The sequence below is a fragment of the Paraburkholderia denitrificans genome, from assembly GCF_042655705.1.
Lineage (GTDB): Bacteria > Pseudomonadota > Gammaproteobacteria > Burkholderiales > Burkholderiaceae > Paraburkholderia > Paraburkholderia denitrificans.
In genome coordinates, this window is the sequence record NZ_JBHSMP010000017.1 from 304,757 (window position 1) to 327,195 (window position 22,439).

22 protein-coding genes, 1 other RNA gene and 1 riboswitch are annotated in these 22,439 nt (G+C 66.9%); of the genes, 11 read left to right on the forward strand and 12 right to left on the reverse strand.

Translation table 11 applies throughout. The features are described from left to right. Positions 1-132: 132 nt before the first annotated feature. Together ACFPTO_RS15930 and lgt are read left to right on the forward strand one after the other, a co-directional pair. Positions 133-1,083 (forward strand): LysR family transcriptional regulator, encoded by a 951-nt coding sequence (locus tag ACFPTO_RS15930; protein ID WP_377712597.1) that lies wholly within the window; start codon positions 133-135, stop codon positions 1,081-1,083. A gap of 160 nt (positions 1,084-1,243) precedes the next feature. After that, the gene (gene lgt / locus ACFPTO_RS15935) at positions 1,244-2,152 is read left to right on the forward strand and encodes a prolipoprotein diacylglyceryl transferase (RefSeq protein WP_377712599.1); all 909 of its coding nucleotides are present in this window, start codon (positions 1,244-1,246) and stop codon (positions 2,150-2,152) included. A 91-nt stretch (positions 2,153-2,243) separates the two neighbouring features. Here the strand turns inward: lgt and ACFPTO_RS15940 are convergent, their stop codons facing one another. The 5 genes from ACFPTO_RS15940 to ACFPTO_RS15960 form a co-directional block, all read right to left on the reverse strand. After that, positions 2,244-2,987, reverse strand: a complete 744-nt coding sequence (locus tag ACFPTO_RS15940) for an SIMPL domain-containing protein (RefSeq protein ID WP_377712601.1) — start codon at positions 2,985-2,987, stop codon at positions 2,244-2,246. A gap of 88 nt (positions 2,988-3,075) precedes the next feature. After that, entirely contained in the window at positions 3,076-3,534 is a 459-nt protein-coding gene (locus ACFPTO_RS15945; protein ID WP_377712603.1) for an EVE domain-containing protein, read from the reverse strand. A gap of 192 nt (positions 3,535-3,726) precedes the next feature. Further along, positions 3,727-3,908: non-coding RNA, 6S RNA (gene ssrS, locus ACFPTO_RS15950), on the reverse strand. A 22-nt stretch (positions 3,909-3,930) separates the two neighbouring features. Beyond that, a complete protein-coding gene (locus ACFPTO_RS15955) occupies positions 3,931-4,248 on the reverse strand; it encodes a cell division protein ZapA (RefSeq protein ID WP_293035594.1) in 318 nt (105 codons plus the stop codon). Beyond that, a complete protein-coding gene (locus ACFPTO_RS15960) occupies positions 4,245-4,595 on the reverse strand; it encodes an ATPase (RefSeq protein ID WP_377712605.1) in 351 nt (116 codons plus the stop codon). Before ACFPTO_RS15960 ends, ACFPTO_RS15955 begins: the two co-directional genes overlap by 4 nt. 196 nt (positions 4,596-4,791) lie before the next feature. Beyond that, a riboswitch (cobalamin riboswitch) is annotated at positions 4,792-5,078 on the forward strand. Between the two features lie 34 nt (positions 5,079-5,112). Here ACFPTO_RS15960 and ACFPTO_RS15965 point away from each other — a divergent pair. The 6 genes from ACFPTO_RS15965 to cobC are packed head-to-tail and all read left to right on the forward strand — an operon-like array spanning position 5,113 to position 9,955. Further along, positions 5,113-5,538: a hypothetical protein gene (locus ACFPTO_RS15965; RefSeq protein ID WP_377712607.1), complete on the forward strand. Its 426-nt coding sequence runs from the start codon at positions 5,113-5,115 to the stop codon at positions 5,536-5,538. Positions 5,539-5,561: 23 nt separating this feature from the next. After that, positions 5,562-6,563, forward strand: coding sequence for a FecCD family ABC transporter permease (locus ACFPTO_RS15970; protein WP_377712640.1), 1,002 nt, complete (start codon positions 5,562-5,564; stop codon positions 6,561-6,563). Beyond that, the gene (locus tag ACFPTO_RS15975) at positions 6,560-7,393 is read left to right on the forward strand and encodes an ABC transporter ATP-binding protein (RefSeq protein WP_377712609.1); all 834 of its coding nucleotides are present in this window, start codon (positions 6,560-6,562) and stop codon (positions 7,391-7,393) included. Before ACFPTO_RS15970 ends, ACFPTO_RS15975 begins: the two co-directional genes overlap by 4 nt. 43 nt (positions 7,394-7,436) lie before the next feature. After that, on the forward strand, positions 7,437-8,510 hold the full coding sequence (gene cobT, locus ACFPTO_RS15980; RefSeq protein WP_377712611.1) for a nicotinate-nucleotide--dimethylbenzimidazole phosphoribosyltransferase: 1,074 nt from the start codon (positions 7,437-7,439) through the stop codon (positions 8,508-8,510). 48 nt (positions 8,511-8,558) lie between these two features. Further along, a complete protein-coding gene (locus tag ACFPTO_RS15985) occupies positions 8,559-9,344 on the forward strand; it encodes an adenosylcobinamide-GDP ribazoletransferase (protein WP_377712613.1) in 786 nt (261 codons plus the stop codon). Beyond that, complete coding sequence (gene cobC, locus ACFPTO_RS15990) at positions 9,329-9,955, forward strand: alpha-ribazole phosphatase (RefSeq protein WP_377712615.1); 627 nt, start codon at positions 9,329-9,331, stop codon at positions 9,953-9,955. Before ACFPTO_RS15985 ends, cobC begins: the two co-directional genes overlap by 16 nt. 38 nt (positions 9,956-9,993) lie before the next feature. Here the strand turns inward: cobC and ACFPTO_RS15995 are convergent, their stop codons facing one another. The 3 genes from ACFPTO_RS15995 to ACFPTO_RS16005 all read right to left on the reverse strand — a co-directional run bounded on the left by ACFPTO_RS15995 (position 9,994) and on the right by ACFPTO_RS16005 (position 12,046). Continuing rightward, positions 9,994-10,926, reverse strand: coding sequence for a cobalamin-binding protein (locus ACFPTO_RS15995; protein WP_377712641.1), 933 nt, complete (start codon positions 10,924-10,926; stop codon positions 9,994-9,996). 51 nt (positions 10,927-10,977) lie between these two features. Next, complete coding sequence (gene cobU / locus ACFPTO_RS16000) at positions 10,978-11,517, reverse strand: bifunctional adenosylcobinamide kinase/adenosylcobinamide-phosphate guanylyltransferase (protein WP_377712617.1); 540 nt, start codon at positions 11,515-11,517, stop codon at positions 10,978-10,980. Between the two features lie 109 nt (positions 11,518-11,626). Beyond that, positions 11,627-12,046 (reverse strand): PaaI family thioesterase, encoded by a 420-nt coding sequence (locus ACFPTO_RS16005; protein ID WP_377712619.1) that lies wholly within the window; start codon positions 12,044-12,046, stop codon positions 11,627-11,629. A gap of 227 nt (positions 12,047-12,273) precedes the next feature. Between ACFPTO_RS16005 and ACFPTO_RS16010 the strand changes: the two genes are divergently transcribed. Then, entirely contained in the window at positions 12,274-12,900 is a 627-nt protein-coding gene (locus ACFPTO_RS16010) for a nucleotide-binding protein (RefSeq protein WP_377712621.1), read from the forward strand. Positions 12,901-13,005: 105 nt separating this feature from the next. On the opposite strand, the gene panD is transcribed toward ACFPTO_RS16010, so the two are convergent. From panD to ACFPTO_RS16030, 4 genes are all read right to left on the reverse strand, one after another. Further along, a complete protein-coding gene (panD, locus tag ACFPTO_RS16015) occupies positions 13,006-13,392 on the reverse strand; it encodes an aspartate 1-decarboxylase (protein WP_293035614.1) in 387 nt (128 codons plus the stop codon). A gap of 145 nt (positions 13,393-13,537) precedes the next feature. After that, a complete protein-coding gene (gene panC / locus ACFPTO_RS16020; RefSeq protein ID WP_377712624.1) occupies positions 13,538-14,380 on the reverse strand; it encodes a pantoate--beta-alanine ligase in 843 nt (280 codons plus the stop codon). 341 nt (positions 14,381-14,721) lie between these two features. Further along, the gene (locus ACFPTO_RS16025) at positions 14,722-15,624 is read right to left on the reverse strand and encodes a segregation and condensation protein A (RefSeq protein WP_377712626.1); all 903 of its coding nucleotides are present in this window, start codon (positions 15,622-15,624) and stop codon (positions 14,722-14,724) included. Further along, complete coding sequence (locus tag ACFPTO_RS16030) at positions 15,624-15,809, reverse strand: DUF3460 family protein (RefSeq protein ID WP_293035622.1); 186 nt, start codon at positions 15,807-15,809, stop codon at positions 15,624-15,626. The genes ACFPTO_RS16025 and ACFPTO_RS16030 overlap by 1 nt, the downstream gene beginning before the upstream one ends. A gap of 375 nt (positions 15,810-16,184) precedes the next feature. On the opposite strand from ACFPTO_RS16030, the gene ACFPTO_RS16035 reads away from it, so the two are divergent. Then, the gene (locus ACFPTO_RS16035) at positions 16,185-18,008 is read left to right on the forward strand and encodes an autotransporter assembly complex protein TamA (protein WP_377712643.1); all 1,824 of its coding nucleotides are present in this window, start codon (positions 16,185-16,187) and stop codon (positions 18,006-18,008) included. A gap of 103 nt (positions 18,009-18,111) precedes the next feature. Further along, positions 18,112-22,290, forward strand: coding sequence for a translocation/assembly module TamB domain-containing protein (locus ACFPTO_RS16040; RefSeq protein ID WP_377712645.1), 4,179 nt, complete (start codon positions 18,112-18,114; stop codon positions 22,288-22,290). Positions 22,291-22,439 lie beyond the last annotated feature (149 nt).

Here is a 22,439-nt window from a genome sequence, read left to right on the forward strand (position 1 = left end):
GCGCGTTCTTCCTGGGGGTTTCGTCGTGCTGCGCCAGCGGTTCCGATGAAGCATGCGGTTTCGCGAGCGGAATGTCCAGTATATTATTCGTCGGTTATTGGGTCGAAAAATATATCAATACAGGGTGTACGCATGAGTTCGACGATTCCGGATCTGCGCCAGCTGCGCTATTTCGTGGCGGTGGCCGAAGAGCAGCACTTCGGCCGCGCCGCCGCGCGCCTGTCGATGACGCAGCCGCCGCTGTCGCAGGCGATCCGCGCACTCGAAGAGACGCTCGGCGTCGAGCTGTTCGCACGCACGCGCCGTTCGGTCGAGTTGACGCCCGTGGGCGCCGATCTGCTGCCCGAGGTGCGCCGCCTGCTCGCAGCGGCGCAGGCGCTGCGTCCGCTTGCTCAGAGCCTCTCACGCGGCGAGGCGGGCGTGCTCGGGCTGGCCTTCGTCTCGACCGCCGACTACGGCCTGCTGCCGCTCTTGCTGCGCGAATTTGGCGCGCGCTATCCGCGCGTACGCCTGCAACTGACAGAAGCCACGAGCGATGTGCAGCTGGACGAACTGGCGGCGGGGCGCATCGATGCGGGCCTCGTCATCGCGCCCTTGCCGCCGCGTCATGCGGCGCAGCTCTCGTATCTGCCGATCGCGCGCGAGCCGCTCGTGATCGCGATGCCGCGGGACCTGTCGGCACGCACGGGCGGCGTGCCCGCCGACGACTGGTGCGATACGCCGGTGAGCCTGCGCGATCTCGCGGATACGCCGCTCGTCGTCTTCCCGCGCCATCTGGCCCCGGGTTTTTATGACATCATCATGGACTGCTACGGCGCCGCGGGACTCGTTCCACGCGTGGGGCAGGAGGCGATTCAGATGCAGACGATCGTGAGCCTCGTCTCCGCGGGCATGGGCGTGGCGCTGGTGCCGCAATCGCTGCGCCACCTGCGGCGCACGGGCGTGGCCTACCGCCCGTTCGCGCAGGCGGTGCCCACCATCGAAACCGGTCTCGTCTGGCGCGCGGCGGAGGTGAGCCCGGTGCTGGCGGCCTTTATCGAGATCGTGCGCGCGCATGCGGCCGCTGTCGGCGTGGCGGACTGAATGCCCGGCTTGCGGGTTTTCCGCGTCGAAAACAGCGTATGCCGCGCCGACTCGGCGATAATGCTGGCGCCGCGAACCGCGGCGCGCCGGAACCGTCCAACGCTCGCGGCGCGTCGCGCCGCCCCGATGACACTCTTCGCCGACAAGAACTGACTTCACGATGCTCATTCACCCGAATTTCGACCCCGTCGCCATTCATCTGGGGCCGCTCGCCGTGCGCTGGTACGGCCTGATGTATCTCGTTGGTTTCATTCTTGCGATCGTGATCGGCCGTCTGCGTCTGCGGCTGCCGTTCGTCGCGGCACAAGGCTGGACCGCGAAAGACATCGACGACATGCTGTTCTACGGCGTGCTCGGCACGATCCTCGGCGGGCGCCTCGGTTACGTGCTGTTCTACAAGGCCAGCTGGTATTTCGCGCATCCGCTCGACATCTTCAAGGTGTGGGAAGGCGGCATGTCGTTTCACGGCGGCTTCCTCGGCGTGACGTTCGCGATGATCCTCTTCGCCTGGCAGCGCGGCCGCACGTGGCTGCAGGTCACCGACTTCGTGGCGCCGCTGGTGCCCACGGGGCTGGCCGCCGGTCGCCTCGGCAACTTCATCAACGGCGAGTTGTGGGGCCGCGTGACGTCGCCCGACGCGCCGTGGGCGATGCTGTTCCCGGGCGCGGCCAACGACGATGCCGCGTGGCTCACCGCGCATCCGCAACTGGCCGCGCAGTGGCATCTCAACGATGTCTTCGCGCAATATCACCTGCTGCCGCGCCACCCGTCCGAACTCTACGAGATCGCGCTCGAAGGTCTTGCGCTGTTCCTGTTGCTGATTTTCTTCTCGCGCAAGGAGCGCCCGGTGGGCGCGATATCGGCGATGTTCCTGATCGGCTATGGTCTTGCGCGCTTCACTGTCGAGTTCGCGCGCGAGCCCGATGACTTCCTCGGCCTGCTTGCACTCGGCCTGTCGATGGGCCAGTGGCTGTCGCTGCCGATGATCATCGCGGGCGTGGGCCTGCTCGTGTGGTCGTACCGGCGAGCGCGCCGCAACGGCACGCGCGCACTCGGCGCGAATAGCTGAACGCAGGTCGTTCGTTCCATGCAGGAAGCCCCGCCAATGCGGGGCTTTTTGTTTTCTTGCTCATGTGCGTTCCGCTGGTGCGCAGTGCGCGTCACCTCATCTGAACGGACCCCGACACGTTGACGGTCACCGTCGACGTGCCGCCTTCGAGCGACATGGGCGGCGCGACCTTCGCGTCGGCGGCCATCGCACGTGCGTTCATCATCATGACCGGGCGCGGCATCACGCCCATGTGGCCTACATTGACTTCGCGGATCGTGTAGCTGCTGTAGCCGAACGCGCGCGCCGCAGCGGTGGCCTGATCGCGGAACGACGAGATTGCCTCACCCGAGAGTTTCTTCTCGGCGGCGCGCTGCGCTTCGGGCGAGAGCGAGAACTGCACGTTGCCGACCTGCATGATCGACGCGATATCGCCTGCAAGTTTCGACGCGGCGGTGAAGTCGTGCGATTCGAGCACGACTTCCGTGCGGCCGCGCCATGCCGAAATGCGGCCGTCGCGGTCGGTGGACGGAAAGATCGAGAACTGGCCCGAGCGCGCGCTCACGCCGGGCACGCCTCTCGCTTTCTGCATCGCGGCGTCGGTGCGCTGGTTCAGCGTGGCGGTGAGCGAGGCCGGATCGCTCGCTTCCTGCTCGTAGAACAGCGTGATCGTGACGACGTCCTGCGGCACTTCCGCGCTCGCCTGCGCGGACAGCGACAGCACGCCTGCCGGCTGAAAGCGCGCATCGCTCTGTGCGAACGCAGTGCGGGGCGCGAGCGTAGTCGCGAACATGAGCGCGAGCGGCACGGCAATGGTGAGCGCGGCGGCGAGTGTTCCAGTGATTTTCTTCTTCATCGTCGACTCCTTGCAGAACGGATGGTTCGATACGCAAGCGCGCCAGATCGGCTATGCGCTGGTGAGCGTGCAGGGTGCGCGCTTCACATCACATCAGATGTTTCGTGATGAACGCCCACTCGGCTTCGGTGACGGGCGTGATCGAAAGCCGGTTGCCTTTCGCGAGCACGCGCATGTTCGCGAGCGCTTCGTGCTCGCGCAGCGCCGCGAGTGGAATCAACGCGCACTTCTTCTTGAAGACGACGTCGACGAGTATCCAGCGTGGATTCTCGGGCGTCGATTTCGCGTCGTAATAGGGGCTTTTCGGATCGAACTGCGTGGGGTCGGGATAGGCCGTCGACGAGACCTGTGCGAGTCCCGCGATGCCAGGCTCGGGACAACTGGAGTGATAGAACAGTACGCCGTCGCCAGCTTGCATCGTGTCGCGCATGAAATTGCGTGCCTGATAATTGCGGACGCCGGTCCATGGCAGCGTGCGATGCGGTGCGTGAGCGAGGTCGTCGATACTTGCTTCGTCGGGTTCGGACTTCATCAGCCAGTAGCGCATGAGTCGGAGGTCACGTCGAAAGAGAGCGGGGAGCGTGCGCGCGAAGCGTAGGCGGGCACGGGCGATATGACGCCAGGGATTGGCGCTGGAACGCCGCACTAAAAAGAGCAGACGCAGGAACAGATGCTACCCGGCCCGAATTGGAAACAACAATGAAAAACGGCATCGGACGTGAATCCGATGCCGTTTGAATTGGTCCCCGCCATAGCCGCTAGGCCGGCATCCTGAACCGAGGGTTCAGAATTGGTCGCAGTTAGCAGCACTTCGGGTACATCAGACAGAGTGACGCGCACACCCGTGCTACAAATTTCCACAACCGTGCACATGGCATTGGTTCAAGGAATATATGACCTTGGCAAACCAGGCAGGGAAGCTAACTAAACCTTTTAAAACGTATTACTGCACGCCGCTGTACTGCTGAATCACGGCGCCAAGTTGTTCATTCATTGAGCGCATTGTACGACGGATTTCTTCGGCTGGGAATGCCTCGCCGTGTCGCACACTTGTCTGCAGTCGCAGCAGTTCCGACGCGAGCGAAAGTGCCGCCATGACGGCGATTCGATCCATGCCGCGCACGTTGCTGTGCGTGCGGATCTTCGACATTTCCGCATCCACGCGCGCCACGGCTTCGAGCAGCGCGCCTTCGGTTTCGGGTGAACAGGCGAGGCGATAGGTCTGGCCGAGAATCGTCGCTTCGATCTGTTTGGTGGTCATGCGTTTTCTCCGTGGCGGGCCGCGTTACTTTCAGCGGCGGACGGCGACTGTTCGAGCAGATCGAGCTGGTTGTCCGGCTCGCCTTGCGCGCGTGCGCGCGGCAATTTTTCGAGAATTGCGTTCAGGCGCACCTGGGCGTCGTCGATCTTCGCGGACAGCGCATCGCGCTCCGCCTGCAGTGCATTGCGTTCTTCGCGCACCTGCTCGAGTTCGGCGCACGTTGCATCGCATTGCGACTGCAATTGCGCGAGTTGTGCTTCGAGTGCCTGGCGCGCCTCGTGATGGAGCCGATTGATCTCGATCAGCCGCCCGATATTCTGTGAGAGTGTTTCGAGTTCGTTGAGCATGTGCTGCGTCCTCTAAAGACAGGCATTCTAGCGCGGATTACCGGGTATTCCGATAATTGTGTCGTTTCCAGACGTAACATCCCTGCTTCTTGCAGGTAACGTCACCGAGTCTGCACAGCGGGAATGTATTTTGCCGCCGTACGCGACGACGCCGGCGTGGCGCGGACGCTTTTCTTGACGTCCAGACGGGCCGCTCCTACACTTGCCGCACTCTGGTGCCCGCGCTCGAAATGCGCTGTTAAACGGGAAACTAAGCGGGAAACAGGGAGCGAAGTCCGGCCCCGGACATACGCCATCCTGTGCTGCTCTGTGCAACGGTACCGCGACCGCGCGCGCTTCTTGCATCGCCTCTGGCAAGATGTTCGCGCGCAACTCGATCCCGGCATGCAATTTCTGCGTGCATCCAAGGCCACTGCGCAAAGGCGCGGGAAGGCGGATCGCGTCGTCGCCAGCCCGGATACCGGCCAGAGGGCGAGGAACTCGTGTCAGCCGCGCCGGTGCGATGCACCGGCGTCGTGTGGACACGGCCCTTTATCGCGCCGTTTCGCGCAGAGCGGAGCACGCGCACGCTGGCTACCGGATCATCACCATCATGTATTTGCACACCTGCTGCGCGATTGTGCGCGATCTGCGGCTTGGCGCTTTGCGCCGCTGCAAAGCGGGTGCTCGTGCCTCGTTGCGCTTCATGGGGCACATCATGAACAGCGTGATGCAGGTGAAATCGCTGAACCCGGCTGCGCCCGTTTTTCATCGAGCATTCGTGACCGGCGCATCCCTGCGAGAACGATGCGCGCGCATCGTTCGTGTTCGTGTTGGTATTCGTGTGCGGGTGTTTTGCACGCCACGCGGCAGAGCGCCTGGTTCCTTTCCTTTCGATAACGACAACGCACTCCTTCGACCCGCACGATGCGAACTGCCGATCGCCATCACATACCTGCCGTGAGCGGGCCCAGGTTCCGGGCGTCGATGAGCGCGCGGCGCGCGTGCGTCATCTGGCTCGCGCTGGCGCTCGCCGCTCTCATTGTGTTTGCGGCATCGCTCGTGATCGGCAGCGTACCGGTCACGCTCTCGCAGGCACTGGCTGCGTTGTCGCCATCGCACACGAGCACCGATATGACCGCCGAAATCGTCCGCACGCTGCGCCTGCCGCGCGCGCTCGGCGGCTTCGCGTGCGGCGCGCTGCTCGCGCTTGCCGGGGCGTTGTTGCAGGTGCTGCTGCGCAATCCGCTCGCCGAGCCGTATGTGCTCGGCGTATCGGGCGGCGCGGCCGCCTTTGCGCTCGTCGCGATGATCGTTGGCCTGGCCGCGTGGGCGGTGCAGGCGAGCGCATGCGCGGGCGCGTTCGCGTCGATCCTGCTCGTGCTCGGCCTCGCGCGCCGTGAATTGTGGCGCGGCGAGCCGCAGGACAGTTCTCCGCGTTTGCTGCTCACCGGCGCCGTGACGGCTGCGGGGTGGGGCGCGCTCATCACGCTGCTTCTCACGCTCGCGCCCGATGCGCAACTGCGCGGCATGCTGTTCTGGCTCACGGGCGATCTCAACGGCGCGAGCATGCCGTGGGCGGCGCTCGGTGCGCTCGTGCTCGTGCTCGCGGCCATCGTGCCGGTCGCTCCGCAACTGAACGTGCTGCTGCGCGGCGACGCGGCGGCGCAGGCGCTCGGCGTGCCGGTGCTGCGGCTGCGCGTGCGCGTCTATCTCGTGGCGTCGCTCGCGGCGGCAGCGGCCGTGACGACGGGCGGCACCATCGGCTTCGTCGGGCTCGTCGTGCCGCATATGCTGCGGCTCGCGTTCGGCAACGACCAGCGCATGTTGCTGCCCGCCGCCGCGCTCGCGGGCGGACTCGCCGTGATGGGCGCCGATCTCGCCGCGCGCACCGTGGCTGCGCCAGCACAGTTGCCGGTCGGTGTCGTGACCGCGCTCGCGGGCGTGCCCGTGTTTCTCTGGATGCTGCTGCACAGGCGCTCGCGATGAATCACGCAACCCATGACACGCCGATCCTGGCCGCCCGCGCGCTGACCTTGCGCGCGGGCGCACGCACGCTCGTCGAATCGCTCACGCTGTCCTTCGGTGCGGGTGAAATCTGGTGTGTCGCCGGTGCGAACGGCGCGGGCAAGACGACGCTGATCGGCGCGCTGGCCGGGCTGCGCACGAGCGCGGCAGGCCACGTCGAAATCGACGGCTGCGCGCTGGCCGACTGGGCGCCCGTCAAGCTCGCGCAGCGTCGTGCGCTGATGCCGCAGGACGTGCACGATGCGTTCAACGCGAGCGTGCTCGACATCGTGCTGCTCAACCGCTATCCGCATCTCGCGGGCTGGGGTTGGGAGCGCGACGAGGACCGTACGGCGGCGCATGCGGCGCTGGCCGCGCTCGGCCTCGAAGCGCTCGCTGCGCGCGACGTGCTTTCGCTGTCCGGCGGCGAACGGCAACGCGTCGCGCTTGCAGCCGTGCTGTGCCAGGATGCGCCGCTTCTGCTGCTCGACGAGCCGCTCTCGCATCTGGATCTGCATCACCAGATTGCCTGCCTCGAAGCGCTTGTGCGCTGGGTGCGCGTCGAGGCGCGCACGATTGTTTTTTCCTGCCACGATCTCAATCTCGCGCGGCGCTATGCAACGCATGCGCTGCTGCTCGACAGCCGTGGCGGCTTTTACGCGGGACCGGTGGGCGAAGTATTGACGCCGGATCGCGCAAGCGATGCGTTCGGCCATCCACTCGTGCTGATCCGCGAAGGCGCGCACGAGGCGCTCGTTCCCGCGCTTGCGCGCGGGCCGGCGCCTGAAGCTTCACCGCGTCGCCCGGCCTGAATACCGCTTCATCCAATGTGAACTTCAACCCTTTGACCCTAACATGACGTCGACTCTTTCCCGACTGCTGGACATCGAGCCGCTGGACCTTTCGCTGCGCGACGAGCTGCAGCATCTGATCGATACGAAAACCAAGCCGCCCGGCAGCCTCGGCAGGCTCGAGGCGCTGGCGCGCCAGCTCGGCATGATCCAGCAGACGACGCATCCCGTCGTCGAGCGGCCCACGATGATCGTTTTTGCGGGCGATCACGGCATCGCCAATGAAGGCGTGAGTCCGTATCCGCAGGCCGTGACCGTGCAGATGGTCGCGAACTTTCTCGCGGGCGGCGCGGCGATCAATGCATTTAGCGGCGTCGCGGGGCTCACGCTGGAGATCGTCGATGCCGGTATCGCCACGGCGCTGCCGTCGTCGCCGTTGCTCGTCGACGTGGCCATCGCACGCGGCACGCGCAACTTCGCGCACGAACCGGCGATGACGCGCGAGCAGGCCATCGCCGCGCTCGAAGCGGGCGCGGCGCGCGTGCGTCATCACGCGGCGCTCGGCACCAACGTGATTGGTTTTGGCGAGATGGGCATCGCGAATACGTCGTCGGCTGCGTGCCTGATGAGCCGTCTGTGCAATGTGCCCATCGACGAGTGCGTCGGCCGCGGCACCGGTCTCGACAACGCGGGCCTCGCGAAGAAGCGCAACGTGCTGGCGGAGGCGCTCGCGCGTCACGCGGACGTGCGCGAGCCGCTCGACGTGCTCGCGACGTTCGGCGGCTTCGAGATCGCGATGATGGCGGGTGCCTACATCGAAGCGGCGCGCTCGCGCATGACGATTTTGGTGGATGGTTTCATCGCCACGTCGGCGCTGCTCGTGGCCGATGCGCTCGCGTCCGGCGTACGCGATTTCTGTGTGTTTGCGCATGCATCGAACGAAGCGGGCCACCGTCGCATGCTCGATCACTTCGGCGCGCGCGAACTGCTTGCGCTCGATCTGCGGCTCGGCGAGGGCACGGGCGCGGCGCTCGCGGTGCCGCTGCTGCGCGCGGCGTGCGCGTTCCTGAACGAGATGGCGAGCTTCGAGTCGGCGGGCGTCGCCGACCGCGGCGACGACGGTGCGGCTGGTGCGTGATGAGGGCGCGCGGGACGCGGGAGGCAGCGTGCACGTGAGGCATCGGCAATGAATCCGCTTGCGGAGTTGCGTTACTTCTTCACGGCGCTCGGCTACTTCACGCGCGTGCCGGTGCCGCGCTGGGTCGGCTTCGAACCCGCGTGGCTCAACGCCGCCGCGCGCTATTTCCCGCTCGTGGGCGCGGTGGTGGGCGCGTTTGCGGCGCTCGTGTATCTCGCGGCGCTACGCGTCTTTCCGCCCGGCGTGGCGGTGCTGCTGTCGATGACGGCCACGCTCGCCGCGACCGGCGCTTTTCATGAGGACGGACTCGCCGATTGCTGCGATGCATTCGGCGGCGGCTACACACGCGAGGACGTGCTGCGCATCATGCACGATTCGCGAATCGGCGCGTTCGGCGCGATCGGCCTTGTCGTCGCGCTCGCGTTGAAGTGGCAGGTACTCGCAGCGCTGCCGCCCATGCGCGCCGCGATGCTCATGGTCGCGGGTCACGCCGCGAGCCGCGCGTGCGCGATCAGCTATCTCGTCTCGCTCGACTACGTGCGCGCCGAAGGCAAGGCGAAGCCGGTCGCCCAGCGCATGAGCTTTGCAGCGTTGCTCTTCGCATGCGTGTTCGGCCTGCCCTGGCTCTTCTGGCCGGGGTGGCACGACTCGCACGAATCGCACAACTGGCATGCGGGCATCGCTACGCTCGTGGTGCTCGCCGGACTGCGCTTCGCGCTCGGGCGCTACTTCGTGAAGCGCATCGGCGGCTATACCGGCGATTGTCTCGGCTTCGCGCAACAGGTGTTTGAACTCGCGATCTATCTCGTGGGGCTCGCGTGGATCTCGTTCTGATCCGGCATCCGGCCGTGGCCGTCGAGCCGGGCGTCTGCTATGGCAGCAGCGACGTGCCGCTGGCGGGCGACGCGGCGCAAGAGGCGGCACGGCTTGTGCAGCGGCTAGATGCGCTTGGTGCGCGCGCACCGTTGCGTGTGGAGTCGAGCCCGCTCACGCGTTGCGCGCGGATCGCGCATGCGCTCGCATCGGCGTACGGTCTCGCACCGCGCGTCGATGCGAGGCTCGCGGAGATGGATTTCGGCGCGTGGGAAATGCAGCGCTGGGATGCGATCGAGCGCGCGCAGATCGACGCCTGGGCCGCGGATTTCGAGCACGCCCGCATGCATGGCGGCGAGAGCGTTGCGCAGTTCGACGCACGCGTAGGGGCCTGGTTCGACAATGCGCGTGAAGCAGACGAAGCAGACGAAGCAGACGAAGCAGACGAAGCAGATGCAGGCGGCACGTCCTGGGTCGTGGCGCACGCGGGCGTGATTCGCGCGATTACAGCGCGCGCGCTCGAACTGCCGCTCTCGCGCTGCGTGCGCTGGCCGCTGGAAATGGCCGCGCTCGCCTGGTTGCGGCGCGATGCGGCGAGCGGACAGTGGTCGCTGGTTCGCTGGAACGTCTGAGTTAATTCGAACCCCGAATCAATGCGAGCCAATGCGAATCAACGGCTCACGCCCGCGTCACGCGCGCGCGCCTGATCCAGATCCTTGCAGAGCTGTGCCGCGCCCTGGGCGATGCGCGGGGCGGGACGCGTAAGCAGATCCCCGTCGATGGCGAAGAGGTTGCCGTGCCTGACCGCCGTCAACATCGGCCACGCGCGCCAGCTTTCGAGTGCGGGCAGCGGCTGCTCGGAGGCCGTCGCGCCTTGCGCCGACGTCACGATCGCATCGGGATTGGCGGCGAGCACGGCTTCCGTCGAAACCGTCGGCACGAGCGGCTTCAAGCCCGCGAATACGTTGCGCCCGCCACATAACATGATCACGTCGCTGATCATGCTCTCGCCGTTGAGCGTCATCAGCGGCCGATCCCACGCCTCGTAAAACACGCTCACGGGCGGGCGGCCCGCGTAGCGCGCGCGCAATTGCGCGATGTCGCGGCGAAAATCCGCCGCAGCGGCCTGCGCGGTGTCCGGGGTGTCGAACAGCACGCCGAGGCGCGTGAGCGATGTCGCGACATCGTCGAGGCGGCGGGGCGCGCTGAAGAACAGCGGAATGTGCAGATCGCGCAGGCGGTCGATCTGCTGCTGCTCGTTGCCTTGCCACCAGACGACGATGAGGTCGGGCTTGAGCGCGGCGATGCGTTCGAGGTCGAGTACGAGGGCGTCGCCGATGCGCGGCACGCGTTTGGCCGCGCCCGGGTAGTCGCTGTAGCTGACCGTGCCGACGAGCCGTGCGCCGCCGCCCGCCGCGTAGATCAGTTCGGTGCCGTGGGGCGAGAGGCTGATCACGCGCCGTGCGGGCGCGGCGAGCGTGACGGTGCGCCCGGCATCGTCGACGACGCTGACCGATGCCGATGCAGCGCGCGCGGTGGGCGCGGTCAGCGTGGTAAGCGCCATGGTCGCGCCGAGCGCCAGCGCAACGAAAAAGCGCCGCATCATGACGAAGCCGCCGTGCGGGGCAGGGTGAGCATGCGCGGCATCATGGTGTCATGGCGTCTTGAGCGCAAGCGGCAATCCGGCGGCGATGAACGTCGCGCGGTCGGCAATTGCGGCAATGCGCTGGTTCAGCCGGCCGAGTTCATCGACGTAAAGGCGCGTGGCCGCGCCGAGCGGCACGACGCCCATGCCGATCTCGTTGCTCACGACGAGCACCGTGCCGCGCGCGCGCTCGCAGGCGGCGGCGAAGGCGTCGATGCGCGCGGGCCAGTCGGGCAGCGGGGTTTCGGAGCCGGGCGGACAGAGCAGGTTGGCGAGCCAGAGCGTGAGGCAGTCGATCAGCACGCACTGGCCGTTCGACGCAGCCGTGTCGAGCGCGGCCGCGAGATCGAGCGGCGCTTCGACCAGCGCCCAGTGCGCGGGCCGCCGCGCCCGGTGATGCGCGACGCGCTCGGCAAACTCGTCGTCCGCGACGCGCGCCGTGGCGATGTAGGTGACAGGCAGCCCGCTTTCGCGGGCAAGGCGCTCGGCGTACGCGCTCTTGCCCGAGCGCGCGCCACCGACGATGAAGGTGAGGTCGCGCGAAATCATCGCGTGATTGTACCGGTGCGGTTGCGGTGCGATGGGATAATGCGGGTTTTGCGCGTCCGGGCGTCCGTGCTTTCGGCACGCGTGCAGTGCGCGCCATGGTCCGCACCGCTCAGTAGAGCACCATCTGCGTGCAGCGGAACAGGGCGATGGTCTTGCCGTCGGGCGCGCTCACGAGTGCGTCCCAGACCTGCGTGCTGCGCCCCAGATGGACGCCCGTCGCGACCGCCGCGATCGTGCCTTCGCGCGCAGTGCCGAGGAAGTTGCTCTTGAGTTCGATGGTCGTGAAGTTCTTCGCATCGGGCGGCAGATGCGCGAGGCACGCGTAGCCGCAGGCCGTATCCGCGAGCCCGATCACCGTGGCCGCATGCAGAAAGCCGTTCGGCGCGAGCAGATCGTCGCGAATGTCGAGTTCGGCGCGCAACAGGCCCGCTTCGAGGCGCATCGCCCGAAAGCCCAGCAGATCCGGCAGACGGCCGCGCTGGCGCTCGCGCAGGGAGTCGATCGTGACGTCGGTTCGCAGCTTGCTCATGGTCGAACGGTTCCTCGAAAAAAGGGGGACATTGACGGCCGCTTCACGTCCGGAACTTCGGCAGTGCGGGATTTGCCGATATTATCGGACGGTTGGATCACGGCGCCGGCCGGATTCCGGCGCACGGGTGCCACAGCCCGCGCGCGTTCCGGCCGCCGACCCGCAGCCAGGCAGATACCTTGGCAATCCGGCTGGCAGGCGCGTCAGCCATCCTGACAGGAGTATTCATGACGGTAATCGTGGTGGCGAATCCCAAGGGCGGCGTGGGCAAAAGCACGCTGTCCACCAATCTGGCAGGCTTTTTCGCCGCGCAGGGCGAGTGGGTGGCGCTCGCCGACCTCGACCGGCAGCAATCCGCGCATTCGTGGCTCGATCTGCGGCCTGCAACGCTGCCGGCCATCGAAAGCTGGGGCGTCAATCTCGACAATCCGCAAAAGCCGCCGCACGGGCTCGAGCACGCGGTCATCGACACGCCCGCGGGCCTGCACGGCAACCGGCTCGGCGCGATCGTCGAACTGGCGGACAAGGTGATCGTGCCGCTGCAGCCGTCGATGTTCGACATTCTCGCGACCCAGGACTTCCTCGACCGGCTGGCGAAGGAAAAGGCCGTCCGCAAGGGGACGATCCAGGTCGGGGTGGTCGGCATGCGGGTGGATGCGCGCACGCGCTCGGCGGACCAGTTGCAGCGCTTTGTCGAGGGACTGAATCTGCCGGTGCTCGGCTATCTGCGCGATACGCAGAACTACGTTCAGCTCGCCGCTCACGGCCTCACGCTGTGGGATGTCGCGAAAAGCCGGGTGGAGAAGGATCTGGAGCAGTGGCAGTCGATCCTTGCCTGGGTGAATGGCAAATGAGTGGCAAATGAGTGGCAACAACCAGGCCGCAAATGAGTGCCGAATGAGCCGTAAATGAGCCACTACGCGCGGGGCGCGCGAACGCCCGCCCCGCGAAACCGGACTTCAGGTCCAGTTCTGGGTCGGCACGTGGTCGCGGCTGCCCTTGATGCGGTTGTTTTCGTCGACGAAGACCAGATCCGGCTTCCAGCCGGCCTTCAATTCCGCTTCATCCACGTTCGCGAAGGCCGCGATGATCACGAGGTCGCCCAGTTGCGCGCGTCGTGCCGCCGAGCCATTCAGCGAAATCATGCCGCTGCCGCGCTCGCCCTTGATCGCGTAGGTCGAGAAACGCTCGCCGTTGTTGACGTTCCAGATGTCGATACGCTCGTTTTCGACGATGTTCGCCGCTTCGAGCAGGTTTTCGTCGATGGCGCACGAGCCTTCGTAATGCAGTTCGCAGTGCGTGACGGTAGCGCGGTGGATCTTCGACTTGAGCATGTGGCGTTGCATGGAGAGGCTCCTCTCGCGGACGGGCGTTCGGCCCGCCGCTGGTCTGGCTTGGGGCGGCGCGGCGGCCGCCCGTGAAGCACGGATGAAAGCGTGAAAAATTCGCGTGAAAAATAAGCGTGAAAGTTCGCTTGGATAAAAAGCAGCGTCAGATTTCCAGATTGTCGATCAGGCGCGTGGCGCCGATCTTCGCCGCAGCCAGCACGACGAGCGGCGCATGGGCGTCGGCCGCCACGCCCGGAACGGGCGCCAGCAGATTCGCGCGCTTGCGGATCGCGATGTAGTCGGGCTTCCAGCCGCGTGCGGCGAGCGTGGCCATCGCGTCGAGTTCGAGCTGGTGGAAGTCGTGACGGCCCGACAGGATCGACTCGCGAATCGCGCGCAGCACGCCAGCCAGTTGCGGCGCCTCGGCCCGCTCGGCCTGCGTCAGATAGCGGTTGCGCGAGCTGAGCGCCAGCCCGTCGGCGTCGCGCACCGTTTCGGCGGCGATCACTTCGGTCGGTAGCGCGAACTGCTGGCACATCGCGCGCACGATCATCAACTGCTGATAGTCCTTCTTGCCGAACACGGCGACGCGCGGCTGCACGCACGACATCAGCTTCATCACGACCGTGCACACGCCTTCGAAGAAGCCGGGGCGGAATTCGCCTTCGAGGATATCGCCGAGGTTGTGAGGCGGATGAACGCGATATTCCTGCGGCTGCGGGTACATGTCGTGCTCGGTCGGCGCGAACAGCACGTAGACGTTCTCTTTCTGCAGCTTGTCGATATCGTCCTGGAGCGTGCGCGGATACTTGTCGAAGTCCTCGTTCGGGCCGAACTGGAGCCGGTTGACGAAGATGCTCGCGACGACCGGGTCGCCGTGCTGGCGCGCGAGCCGCATCAGCGACAGATGGCCTTCGTGAAGGTTGCCCATGGTCGGCACGAACGCGGTGCGGTTTTGGCCGCGCAACTGGTCGCGCAGTTCCTGAATCGAGCTGATGACTTTCATGATCGGATGCGTTATGCCTCGCGCGGGGCAAGACGGGGTTGCAGCCACCGGCCGCCGGATGCGGCGGGCCAGTTCGGAGAGCCGGTTGGAGCGGCGGACGTTCTGTCCGCTGACGGCAAGGCAGGCGCGGGCGATTGTAGAGGATTTGAGCGCGTCGCGCAGCCGCTCCTGACGGAGAAGGCATGCGACGAGGTGCTGGGCGCAAACGCCGGAATCGGGGGCGTGAACGCTGCCGCGACGACCGGCGCGGGCGTTCAGAGGGCGGTGCTTCGCAGCGGACGCGCAGTCCGCGCGGCAGCTTCGCAGCGCGGGATCGGGCGTCGCGGGATGTTCAGGGCCGCTCAGGCCGGCAGGTAGGCGAGCCGCACGTAGATCGGCGCGAAGGGCTCGGCCTGGGTGATCTCGATCAACGATTCGCGCGACAGTTCGAGCATGGCGATGAAGTTCACGACCACGACCGGCACGCCGCGCGTGACGTCGAAAAGCTCGGAAAACTCCATGAAGCGCGCATTCTGGAGCCTGCGCAGGATCACGCTCATGTGCTCGCGCACCGAGAGCTCCTCGCGTGAAATCTTGTGGTGCTGCACGAGCTTCGCGCGCTTGATGACGTCGGCCCATGCGGCGCGCAGGTCGTTGCTGTCGACGTCGGGAAAGCGCGGCGTGATGCTCTGCTCGATGTAGACCTCGGCGCGCAGGAAGTCGCGCCCGAGCTGCGGGAGCTGGTCGAGGCGCTGTGCGGCGAGCTTCATCTGCTCGTATTCGAGCAGGCGGCGCACGAGTTCGGCGCGCGGATCTTCGGCTTCCTCGCCGGTGTCGGCCTTCTTGACCGGCAAGAGCATGCGTGACTTGATCTCGATGAGCATCGCGGCCATCAGCAGATATTCGGCCGCGAGTTCCAGATTGGTCTTGCGCAGCTGCTCGACGTAGCCGAGGTACTGCCTCGTGACATCCGCCATCGGGATGTCGAGGACGTTGAAGTTCTGCTTGCGGATCAGGTAGAGCAGCAGGTCGAGGGGGCCTTCGAAGGTCTCGAGAAAGACTTCGAGCGCATCCGGGGGGATGTACAGATCCTGCGGCAGCTTGAAGAGCGGCTCGCCGTACAGGCGTGCGAATGCGACGCCGTCAACCGTATCGGGCGTCGAATCCGTTGCGGGCGCGGCCAGCGCCTCGTCCGCCGCACTGTGCGCCGGCGTGCCCGCGGCGTGTCCCACCTTGGGTGTTCCGGCCCCGTCGGCCTCGGCCATCAGAAGTTCTGGTAGTAGACGTAGGCCGTCTGCTTGACGCGCGATGCCTGCTGGCGCTCGCGTTCGTCGAGATCGAGCGGCTGTTTGTCCCACAGGAGCGCTCGGCCCTGGCGTTGCTGCTCTTCGAGCTGCGGGTGCTTCTGCTTCAACTGGTTCAGGAACTGCGTAATGTCCGACTGATACATGGCCGACGTCCGTGAAAAATGGCGGGATCGCACCATTGCGAGCCCGCCGCTGTTTATGTCGCCGGCAATTTTACAGCAAGCGCAGCGTGCGGAACATGCGGCCGGGCGGTCCATTGGATCTGCGCTTGCGGCCCTTTTTGCGCCGTGTTACGGAGTGCGCGCCCGCCGATGTGGTGAAATAACACGTTCTCGCCGCGCCACGCGCACACCGCCTTGGTGCGCGCCCGCGCGGCATGACCGGTGGCGACCAGCGGTGGCGACCAGTTCTACGAAGGCCGGAGGTCTTGCTTGGCGGGAAGGGTGATCGAAGCGTGGCGCGCGTGGCGGCATCCCTCAAGGGTTGCGCGGCCGGTGCACGCAGCGCCGGCTGGCAGCGTGCCGCGCGCCCGCTGCGGCGTGGCGGCTGCCGGCCGTTTTGCCGCGTGGCTCGCCGGGTTGCTCTCTGCGTGGCTCGTCGCCGGCCTGCTCGCCGCGACGCCCGCGCTGGCCGCGCTGGACAACCTGCTGCCGTGGCTGCGCGCGCGCACCTACTACGATGTCGAGATCGATGCCAAACCGCGCGAGCTGCGCAAGCTGCTCGAAACGCACCTCGACATCGCGCGCTTCGCGACGCGCAATGACGTCAGCGACGATCAGTTCGAGTTCCTCGTGACCGCCACGCCGCAGCAGGTGCGCGACCTTGCCTCCACCGACGGTTATTTCTCCGCGGTCGTGCGCACCGACACCGACACCGTGAAAGGCAGGCGGCGCGTGCGCGTGAGTGTCGATCCGGGGCAGCGCACCATGATCTCGTCGGTGACGCTCACATTTCGCGGCCCGGTGCTCACCGAAGACAAGAAGCAGGAGAACGCCGCCCGCTTCGCGTTCTCGCTGCACGGCGGCGATCCGTTCACGCAGTCGGGCTGGGACGACGCCAAGAATGCGTCGCTCAAGGCGCTGCAGTCGCGGCGCTATCTTGGCGCGAGGATCGTGCAGTCGGAGGCGCGCATCGATCCGCTGCGGCACGACGCGCAACTGACGCTCACCCTCGACAGCGGCCCCACTTTCACGATGGGGCCGCTCGACGTATCGGGCACGCGGCGCTATCCGGCCTGGATCGTGAACAACGTCAATCCAATCTCGCCGGGCGAGTACTACGACGTCAGCCGCGTGACGGAACTGCATCGCCAGTTGCAGAACACGCCGTATTTCGCCAGCGTGGCCATCGACGTCGACAACGACACCCAAAAGCCGCTGCTCACGCCGCTGCACGCCAAGGTGAGCGAGTTCCCGTACAACAATTTCCGCGGCAGCGTCGGCTATTCGACCGATACCGGCGCGCACGTGCAGGGCTCGTACACGTATCTCAACACGTTCGGAGCCGCATGGCCGCTCCAGTTCCAGGGGCGCCTCGACCAGATCCAGCAGTTCGGCCAGGTGCAGCTTTCGATGCCGCCCGGCCCGCGCGCCTGGACCAACAGCGCGCTCATCTCGTACACGACCACCGATGTGTCCGATACGCGCATCTACAGCTTCCGCTCAGGCTTGCAGCGCACGCGCACCTCGCAGAACATCGATTACTCGTACGCGCTGCTCTACTATCAGGACCGCCTCTATCAGAACGTCGGCGCGCCGACGATGGCCCGCGCGCTGGTGCCCTCGTGGGGCTGGACGCGCCGCAACGTCGACGATCCGCTGTTCCCGCGCTCGGGCAACGTGGTCCGCCTGGAGGCGGGCTTCGCCGTGAAGGACGTTGCCTCCGACGCGACCTTTATTCGCGGCTACATGCGCGGCCAGCAATACCTGCCGATCGGCCACAGCGACCTCGTGCTGTTTCGCGCGGAACTCGGCGGCGTGTTCACGGGTTCCGGGTCGCGCAACGTGCCGGCCTCGCTGCTGTTTCGCGCGGGCGGCTCGAATTCGGTGCGCGGCTACAGTTTCGAGAGCCTCGGCAACGATGTTGCCGGGTCGATCCTGCCGGCCAAGTATCTCGCGACGGGATCGGCGGAATATCAGCACTGGTTCAGCCACGATTGGGGCGGCGCGGCTTTTTTCGACGTCGGCACCGCCACCGATGCGTGGGGCGAAAAGGTGTTCGACACGGGCGCCGGTGTGGGCGCGCGCTGGCGCAGCCCGGTCGGCCCGGTGAACCTCGATCTCGCGTATGGTTTTCGCAACCGCAGCGTGCGGCCCTATCTGACGCTCGGGATTGCTTTCTGATGACGACGATCACGACCTTGCGCTTCGTTTCGACGCTGTTGCCCGTTGCTGGAGACGCTGCGGGAGCCGCCGCATGAGCGCGCGTTTTGTCGTCCGCTGGCTTATGCCTGTCGCGGCTGCGCTCGATCGATTCGGTGCGGACGGCGCGGCGGGCGGCGGCGCACCGCCCGAGGAGCCGCCGTCCGGCCACGGCGCTGAACCGCCGCCGTCGCCACCGTCGCCACCACCACCGCCGCGCCGTCCGCGCCGGATCGTGCGCGCGCTCGCGTGGACGGTCGCGGTGCTGGTGCTGATCGTCGCGCTCGTGGCGGGACTGCTTTACGGCGCGGCGACGACCGAGCGCGGCACGGCGCTCGCGTGGCGCGCGGCGGTGAGGGTGCTCGGCGGGCAGCTTGCGGGCACGCTCGAAGGCGGCACGCTTGCAACGGGCCTGCGAATGCGCGACGTGCGCTGGCACGACGCGCACGGCGCGACCTTTGCCGTCGATCGCGTGAGCGGCAAGTGGGCGCTCTCGGCGCGGCCATGGCGCTTCGTCGTGGACTATCTGGACATCGGCGATATCGATCTGCGCCTCGTGCCGTCGACCGAACCGTCCACGCCGATGTCGCTGCCCGGCGATCTGCAATTGCCGCTCGCACTCGATATTCGCGACCTGCGCGTGGCGAAACTCACGCTGCACGAAGGCGCCTCGACGTCGGAATTCTCGCGCTTCGTGTTTCACGCGCGCAGCGACCGGCGGCATCACGAGGCCGTGGTCGAGGAGCTCGACACGCCGTACGGCGCGGTGAGCGCGCAGGCGAAGCTCGACGGCGTGCAGCCGTTCCCGCTCTCGGGCGACTTCCGCTACGCGGGCAAGGTCCGCGACGAGGCCGTGCAGGTGAGTGGGCGCGTCGGCGGAACGCTGGCGGCGCTCACCGCCGATCTCGACGCGAGCGGCATGAAGCTCACGGGCCGCGCGCACGTCGAAGCGACGCCGTTCGCGGCCGTGCTGCTCAGGCGCGCCACACTCGCGTTCGATCACGTCAATCCGCAGGCCTTTTCGCCCGGAGCGCCATTCGCCGATCTCGCCGTGCGCGCCGATCTTCAGCCCGTGCAGGGTGCCATTGCGCCGCTCAAGCCGGATGCGGCGGCTTCGGCAGTTTCGGCAGCTTCTGAAACGGCGGCGCAGGCCGGCAAGAACGCGCAGCAAAACGTGCACGCCGCGGGCTTCACGGTCGCCGGCAACGTCTCGATCGTGAATGCGAAGCCGGGCGCGATCGATGCGAAGCTGCTGCCGCTCGTCGAGGCGCGCAGCGACGTCGTGCTCGACGCGCATACGCAGCGTCTGGCGAACCTCGACGTGCGGCTCGTGAAAGGCGCCACGCTGAAGGGCGGCGGCACGATCAGCGGGCGCAACGGGCGCTTCGACCTCAAGGTGGCGAACCTCGATCTGAACGCACTCGAGGCGCGCGTGCGGCCGACCCAACTGGCCGGTCCGATCGCGATCCACCTCGCGGGCGACGTGCAGAGCATCGCGCTCGACCTCGCCGATCCGAAGGCCGCGCTGCGTGCGCAGGGCAAGGTGACGTTCGATCCCGCACGGCTCTCGTTCAACGACGTGCGCGTGACTTCAGGCGCGGGCCGTCTCGACGTGTCGGGCGCGATCAAGCACGACGCGAATTCCACCTACACGCTCAAGGCGGCGCTGACCAACTTCGATCCGCTGTCGCTGACGAGCCAGGCGCCTCAAGCGTCCCAAGCGCCCGGGTCAACGTCACGCGCCGCGTCGCCTGCCGCCGCGCGCACGCCGCCGCAACGCGTCACAGCGCGCGTGAACGGCACGCTCAACGCGACGGGTGCGCTCGCGCCCGCGTTCACCACCCGGGCCGAATTCAAACTCGGCCCAAGCGTCTACGCGGACTTGCCGCTCACGGGCGAGGGCCTCGTTCAGCTCGCGGGCTCGCGTATCCTGCCGAGCCGCGCGAATCTCTCGGTGGCGGGCAACGACGTGGCGTTGCAGGGCAGCTTCGGCGCACGCGGCGACCGGCTACGCTTCAATGTGGACGCGCCGCAGCTCGACCGGCTCGGCTTCGGCGTCGCCGGGCAGATCGCGGCGAGCGGCGACCTCACCGGCACCTTCGCGCACCCCGACGTCGCACTCGACTACAAGGCCGAGCGCGTCGTTTTCGGAGAGACGCGGCTCGGCCACGCGCAAGGGCATGCGGAACTGCACGACGGCGCCAACGGCGCGCTCGAATTCAGCACCGACGCGAGCGGGATCGCCGTGGCGGGTGTCGATATCGCGACGCTCACCGCGCGCCTCACGGGCACGCGCGCGAAGCACACGCTCACCGCGAGCGCGAAGGGCAAGGTGCAGGGCCAGGCCGTCGACGTGCAACTGGCCGCGAACGGCGGACTCTCCGAGACACGCGACGGCACGCGCTGGGACGGCACCGTCACGCAGTTGCAGAACCGCGGCGCGCCCGACATCACCCTCGCAGCGCCGCTCACGGTGAGCGCGGGCGCAGGCAAGCTGACGCTGGGCGCCACGCATCTCGCGCTGGTGGGCGCGTCGCTCGAACTCAAGTCGTTCGATTTCGATCATGGCCGTATCCGCTCGTCGGGCTCGCTCACGAACGTCTCGCTTGCACGCGTGATGCAACTGCGCCAGCAGTTCACGGGCGTGCAGTCGAATCTCAGGACCGACCTGGTTTTTGACGGCGACTGGAATTTCTCGATTGGCCAGAGCGCGACGGGTTATCTGCAGTTCAAGCGCCGCTCCGGCGACATCACGGCCGAGGTCGGGCGCGGCGTGGCATCGCTCGGCATCGGCGACCTCAATGCGCGCGCCGCCTTCAGCGGCGGTAACCGGCTCGACGTGACCGCGCGTGCGCAGGCGAGCCGCGTGGGCGTGCTCGACGTCGATGTGTACACGACGCTTGCGCCGCGCGACGGCGTCCTCGCGCTCTCCAACGAAGCGCCGGTCGGCGGCACGATCAAGGCGAATGTGCCGTCGCTCAAGACCACCAGCGGCCTGTTCGGCCCCGGCTATCTGCTCGATGGCCGTCTCTCGCTGCAACTGGCGCTCGCCGGTACGCTCGCGCGACCGAACGTGTCGGGGCCGCTCGTCGGCGACGGGATTTCCGCGACGCTCGTCGATCAGGGCATGCAGCTCAAGGACGGCGTGATCCGGGTGATGCTTTCGCAAAACCTTGTCGAATTCCAGCAGGTGGAGTTTCACGGCGCGAGCGGCACGCTGCGGGCGACGGGCCGCGTGCGCCTCGACAACGACGAGCCCGATCTCACGGCGAGCCTCGTCGCCGACAAGCTCGAACTGTTCGCCGCGCCGGATCGCCGCCTGTCGCTCTCGGGCAGCGCGAGCATCGCGAACGGCGGGCATCTCGGCGATATGGAGATCGACGGCAAGTTCACCGTCGATCACGCGCGCTTCGACATGCCCGAATCTCCCGCGCCGGAACTCGGCGACGACGTGGTGATCGTGCGTCCCGACGGCACGACGCGCGGCGGGCCGCCGCCGCTCGATGCGCAGGCACAGAAGGCCGGCACGCGGCCCGCGCCGCGTTTTGCGCCGCGCGCGCACATCGACATCGACCTCGGCCACAACTTCCGCTTTAGCGGACGGGGCGCGGATCTCGGCCTCGCGGGCACGATCACGGCGATGAGCGAGCCGTCCGTGCCGCTGCGCGCGGTGGGCAACGTGCGCGTGACGGAAGGCTCGACGTACACGGCGTTCGGCCGCAAGCTCGCGATCGAGAACGGCTTTTTCACGTTCAACGGGCCGGTGGCGAATCCGGGCATCAACATCCTCGCGATGCGGCGCAACCAGCAGGTCGAGGCGGGCGTGCAGGTTACGGGCACGATCCAGGCGCCGGTCGTGAAGCTCGTTTCCGAGCCGAACGTGGTCGACAACGAAAAGCTCTCGTGGTTGCTGTTCGGCCACGGCACCGACCAGGGCAACAACGTTGGCCAGCAGAGCGCGATGACGACGGCGCTGGCGTTGCTCGGCAGCGCGAGCGGCAAGCGCATCGCGCAGTCGGTGGGGCTCGACGAATTCTCGATCGGGCGCAGCGAGGTGGGCCTGACCGACCCGCAGGTGGTGATGATTGCGAAGGCGATCAACGAATGGTTCGTGATCGGCTTCGAGCAGGGGCTGCAGTCGGCGGCGAACGCGGTCAAGGCGACTGTTAATCTCACGCGCTACTGGTCGGTGTCCGCTTATGGCGGCACGTTCTATGGGTCCGATGTCAATTACACGCGGCGCTTTGATCGTATTCGGTGGTAGTACATCGCGCGTTTCGTGTGTTGTGTGTGTCTTGCGCGGGACAGAAAAGGTTCTTCACGGAATTTTAGGGGGAGAGACGGCTATCGTTAAGGGTTATTGGACGTCTGCCCTCAACCACATGGCCGTGAGTGTGCCGCGGCGCGTGTGGG

Excerpts from the sequence above, each read along its gene's own strand:
- ACFPTO_RS15930 (WP_377712597.1), top strand. The coding sequence starts at position 133 with ATGAGTTCGACGATTCCGGATCTGCGCCAGCTGCGCTATTTCGTGGCG.
- lgt (WP_377712599.1), top strand. The coding sequence starts at position 1,244 with ATGCTCATTCACCCGAATTTCGACCCCGTCGCCATTCATCTGGGGCCG.
- ACFPTO_RS15940 (WP_377712601.1), bottom strand. The coding sequence starts at position 2,987 with ATGAAGAAGAAAATCACTGGAACACTCGCCGCCGCGCTCACCATTGCC.
- ACFPTO_RS15945 (WP_377712603.1), bottom strand. The coding sequence starts at position 3,534 with ATGCGCTACTGGCTGATGAAGTCCGAACCCGACGAAGCAAGTATCGAC.
- ACFPTO_RS15955 (WP_293035594.1), bottom strand. The coding sequence starts at position 4,248 with ATGACCACCAAACAGATCGAAGCGACGATTCTCGGCCAGACCTATCGC.
- ACFPTO_RS15960 (WP_377712605.1), bottom strand. The coding sequence starts at position 4,595 with ATGCTCAACGAACTCGAAACACTCTCACAGAATATCGGGCGGCTGATC.
- ACFPTO_RS15970 (WP_377712640.1), top strand. The coding sequence starts at position 5,562 with ATGAGCGCGCGGCGCGCGTGCGTCATCTGGCTCGCGCTGGCGCTCGCC.
- ACFPTO_RS15975 (WP_377712609.1), top strand. The coding sequence starts at position 6,560 with ATGAATCACGCAACCCATGACACGCCGATCCTGGCCGCCCGCGCGCTG.
- cobT (WP_377712611.1), top strand. The coding sequence starts at position 7,437 with ATGACGTCGACTCTTTCCCGACTGCTGGACATCGAGCCGCTGGACCTT.
- ACFPTO_RS15985 (WP_377712613.1), top strand. The coding sequence starts at position 8,559 with ATGAATCCGCTTGCGGAGTTGCGTTACTTCTTCACGGCGCTCGGCTAC.
- ACFPTO_RS15995 (WP_377712641.1), bottom strand. The coding sequence starts at position 10,926 with ATGCGGCGCTTTTTCGTTGCGCTGGCGCTCGGCGCGACCATGGCGCTT.
- cobU (WP_377712617.1), bottom strand. The coding sequence starts at position 11,517 with ATGATTTCGCGCGACCTCACCTTCATCGTCGGTGGCGCGCGCTCGGGC.
- ACFPTO_RS16005 (WP_377712619.1), bottom strand. The coding sequence starts at position 12,046 with ATGAGCAAGCTGCGAACCGACGTCACGATCGACTCCCTGCGCGAGCGC.
- ACFPTO_RS16010 (WP_377712621.1), top strand. The coding sequence starts at position 12,274 with ATGACGGTAATCGTGGTGGCGAATCCCAAGGGCGGCGTGGGCAAAAGC.
- panD (WP_293035614.1), bottom strand. The coding sequence starts at position 13,392 with ATGCAACGCCACATGCTCAAGTCGAAGATCCACCGCGCTACCGTCACG.
- panC (WP_377712624.1), bottom strand. The coding sequence starts at position 14,380 with ATGAAAGTCATCAGCTCGATTCAGGAACTGCGCGACCAGTTGCGCGGC.
- ACFPTO_RS16025 (WP_377712626.1), bottom strand. The coding sequence starts at position 15,624 with ATGGCCGAGGCCGACGGGGCCGGAACACCCAAGGTGGGACACGCCGCG.
- ACFPTO_RS16030 (WP_293035622.1), bottom strand. The coding sequence starts at position 15,809 with ATGTATCAGTCGGACATTACGCAGTTCCTGAACCAGTTGAAGCAGAAG.
- ACFPTO_RS16040 (WP_377712645.1), top strand. The coding sequence starts at position 18,112 with ATGCCTGTCGCGGCTGCGCTCGATCGATTCGGTGCGGACGGCGCGGCG.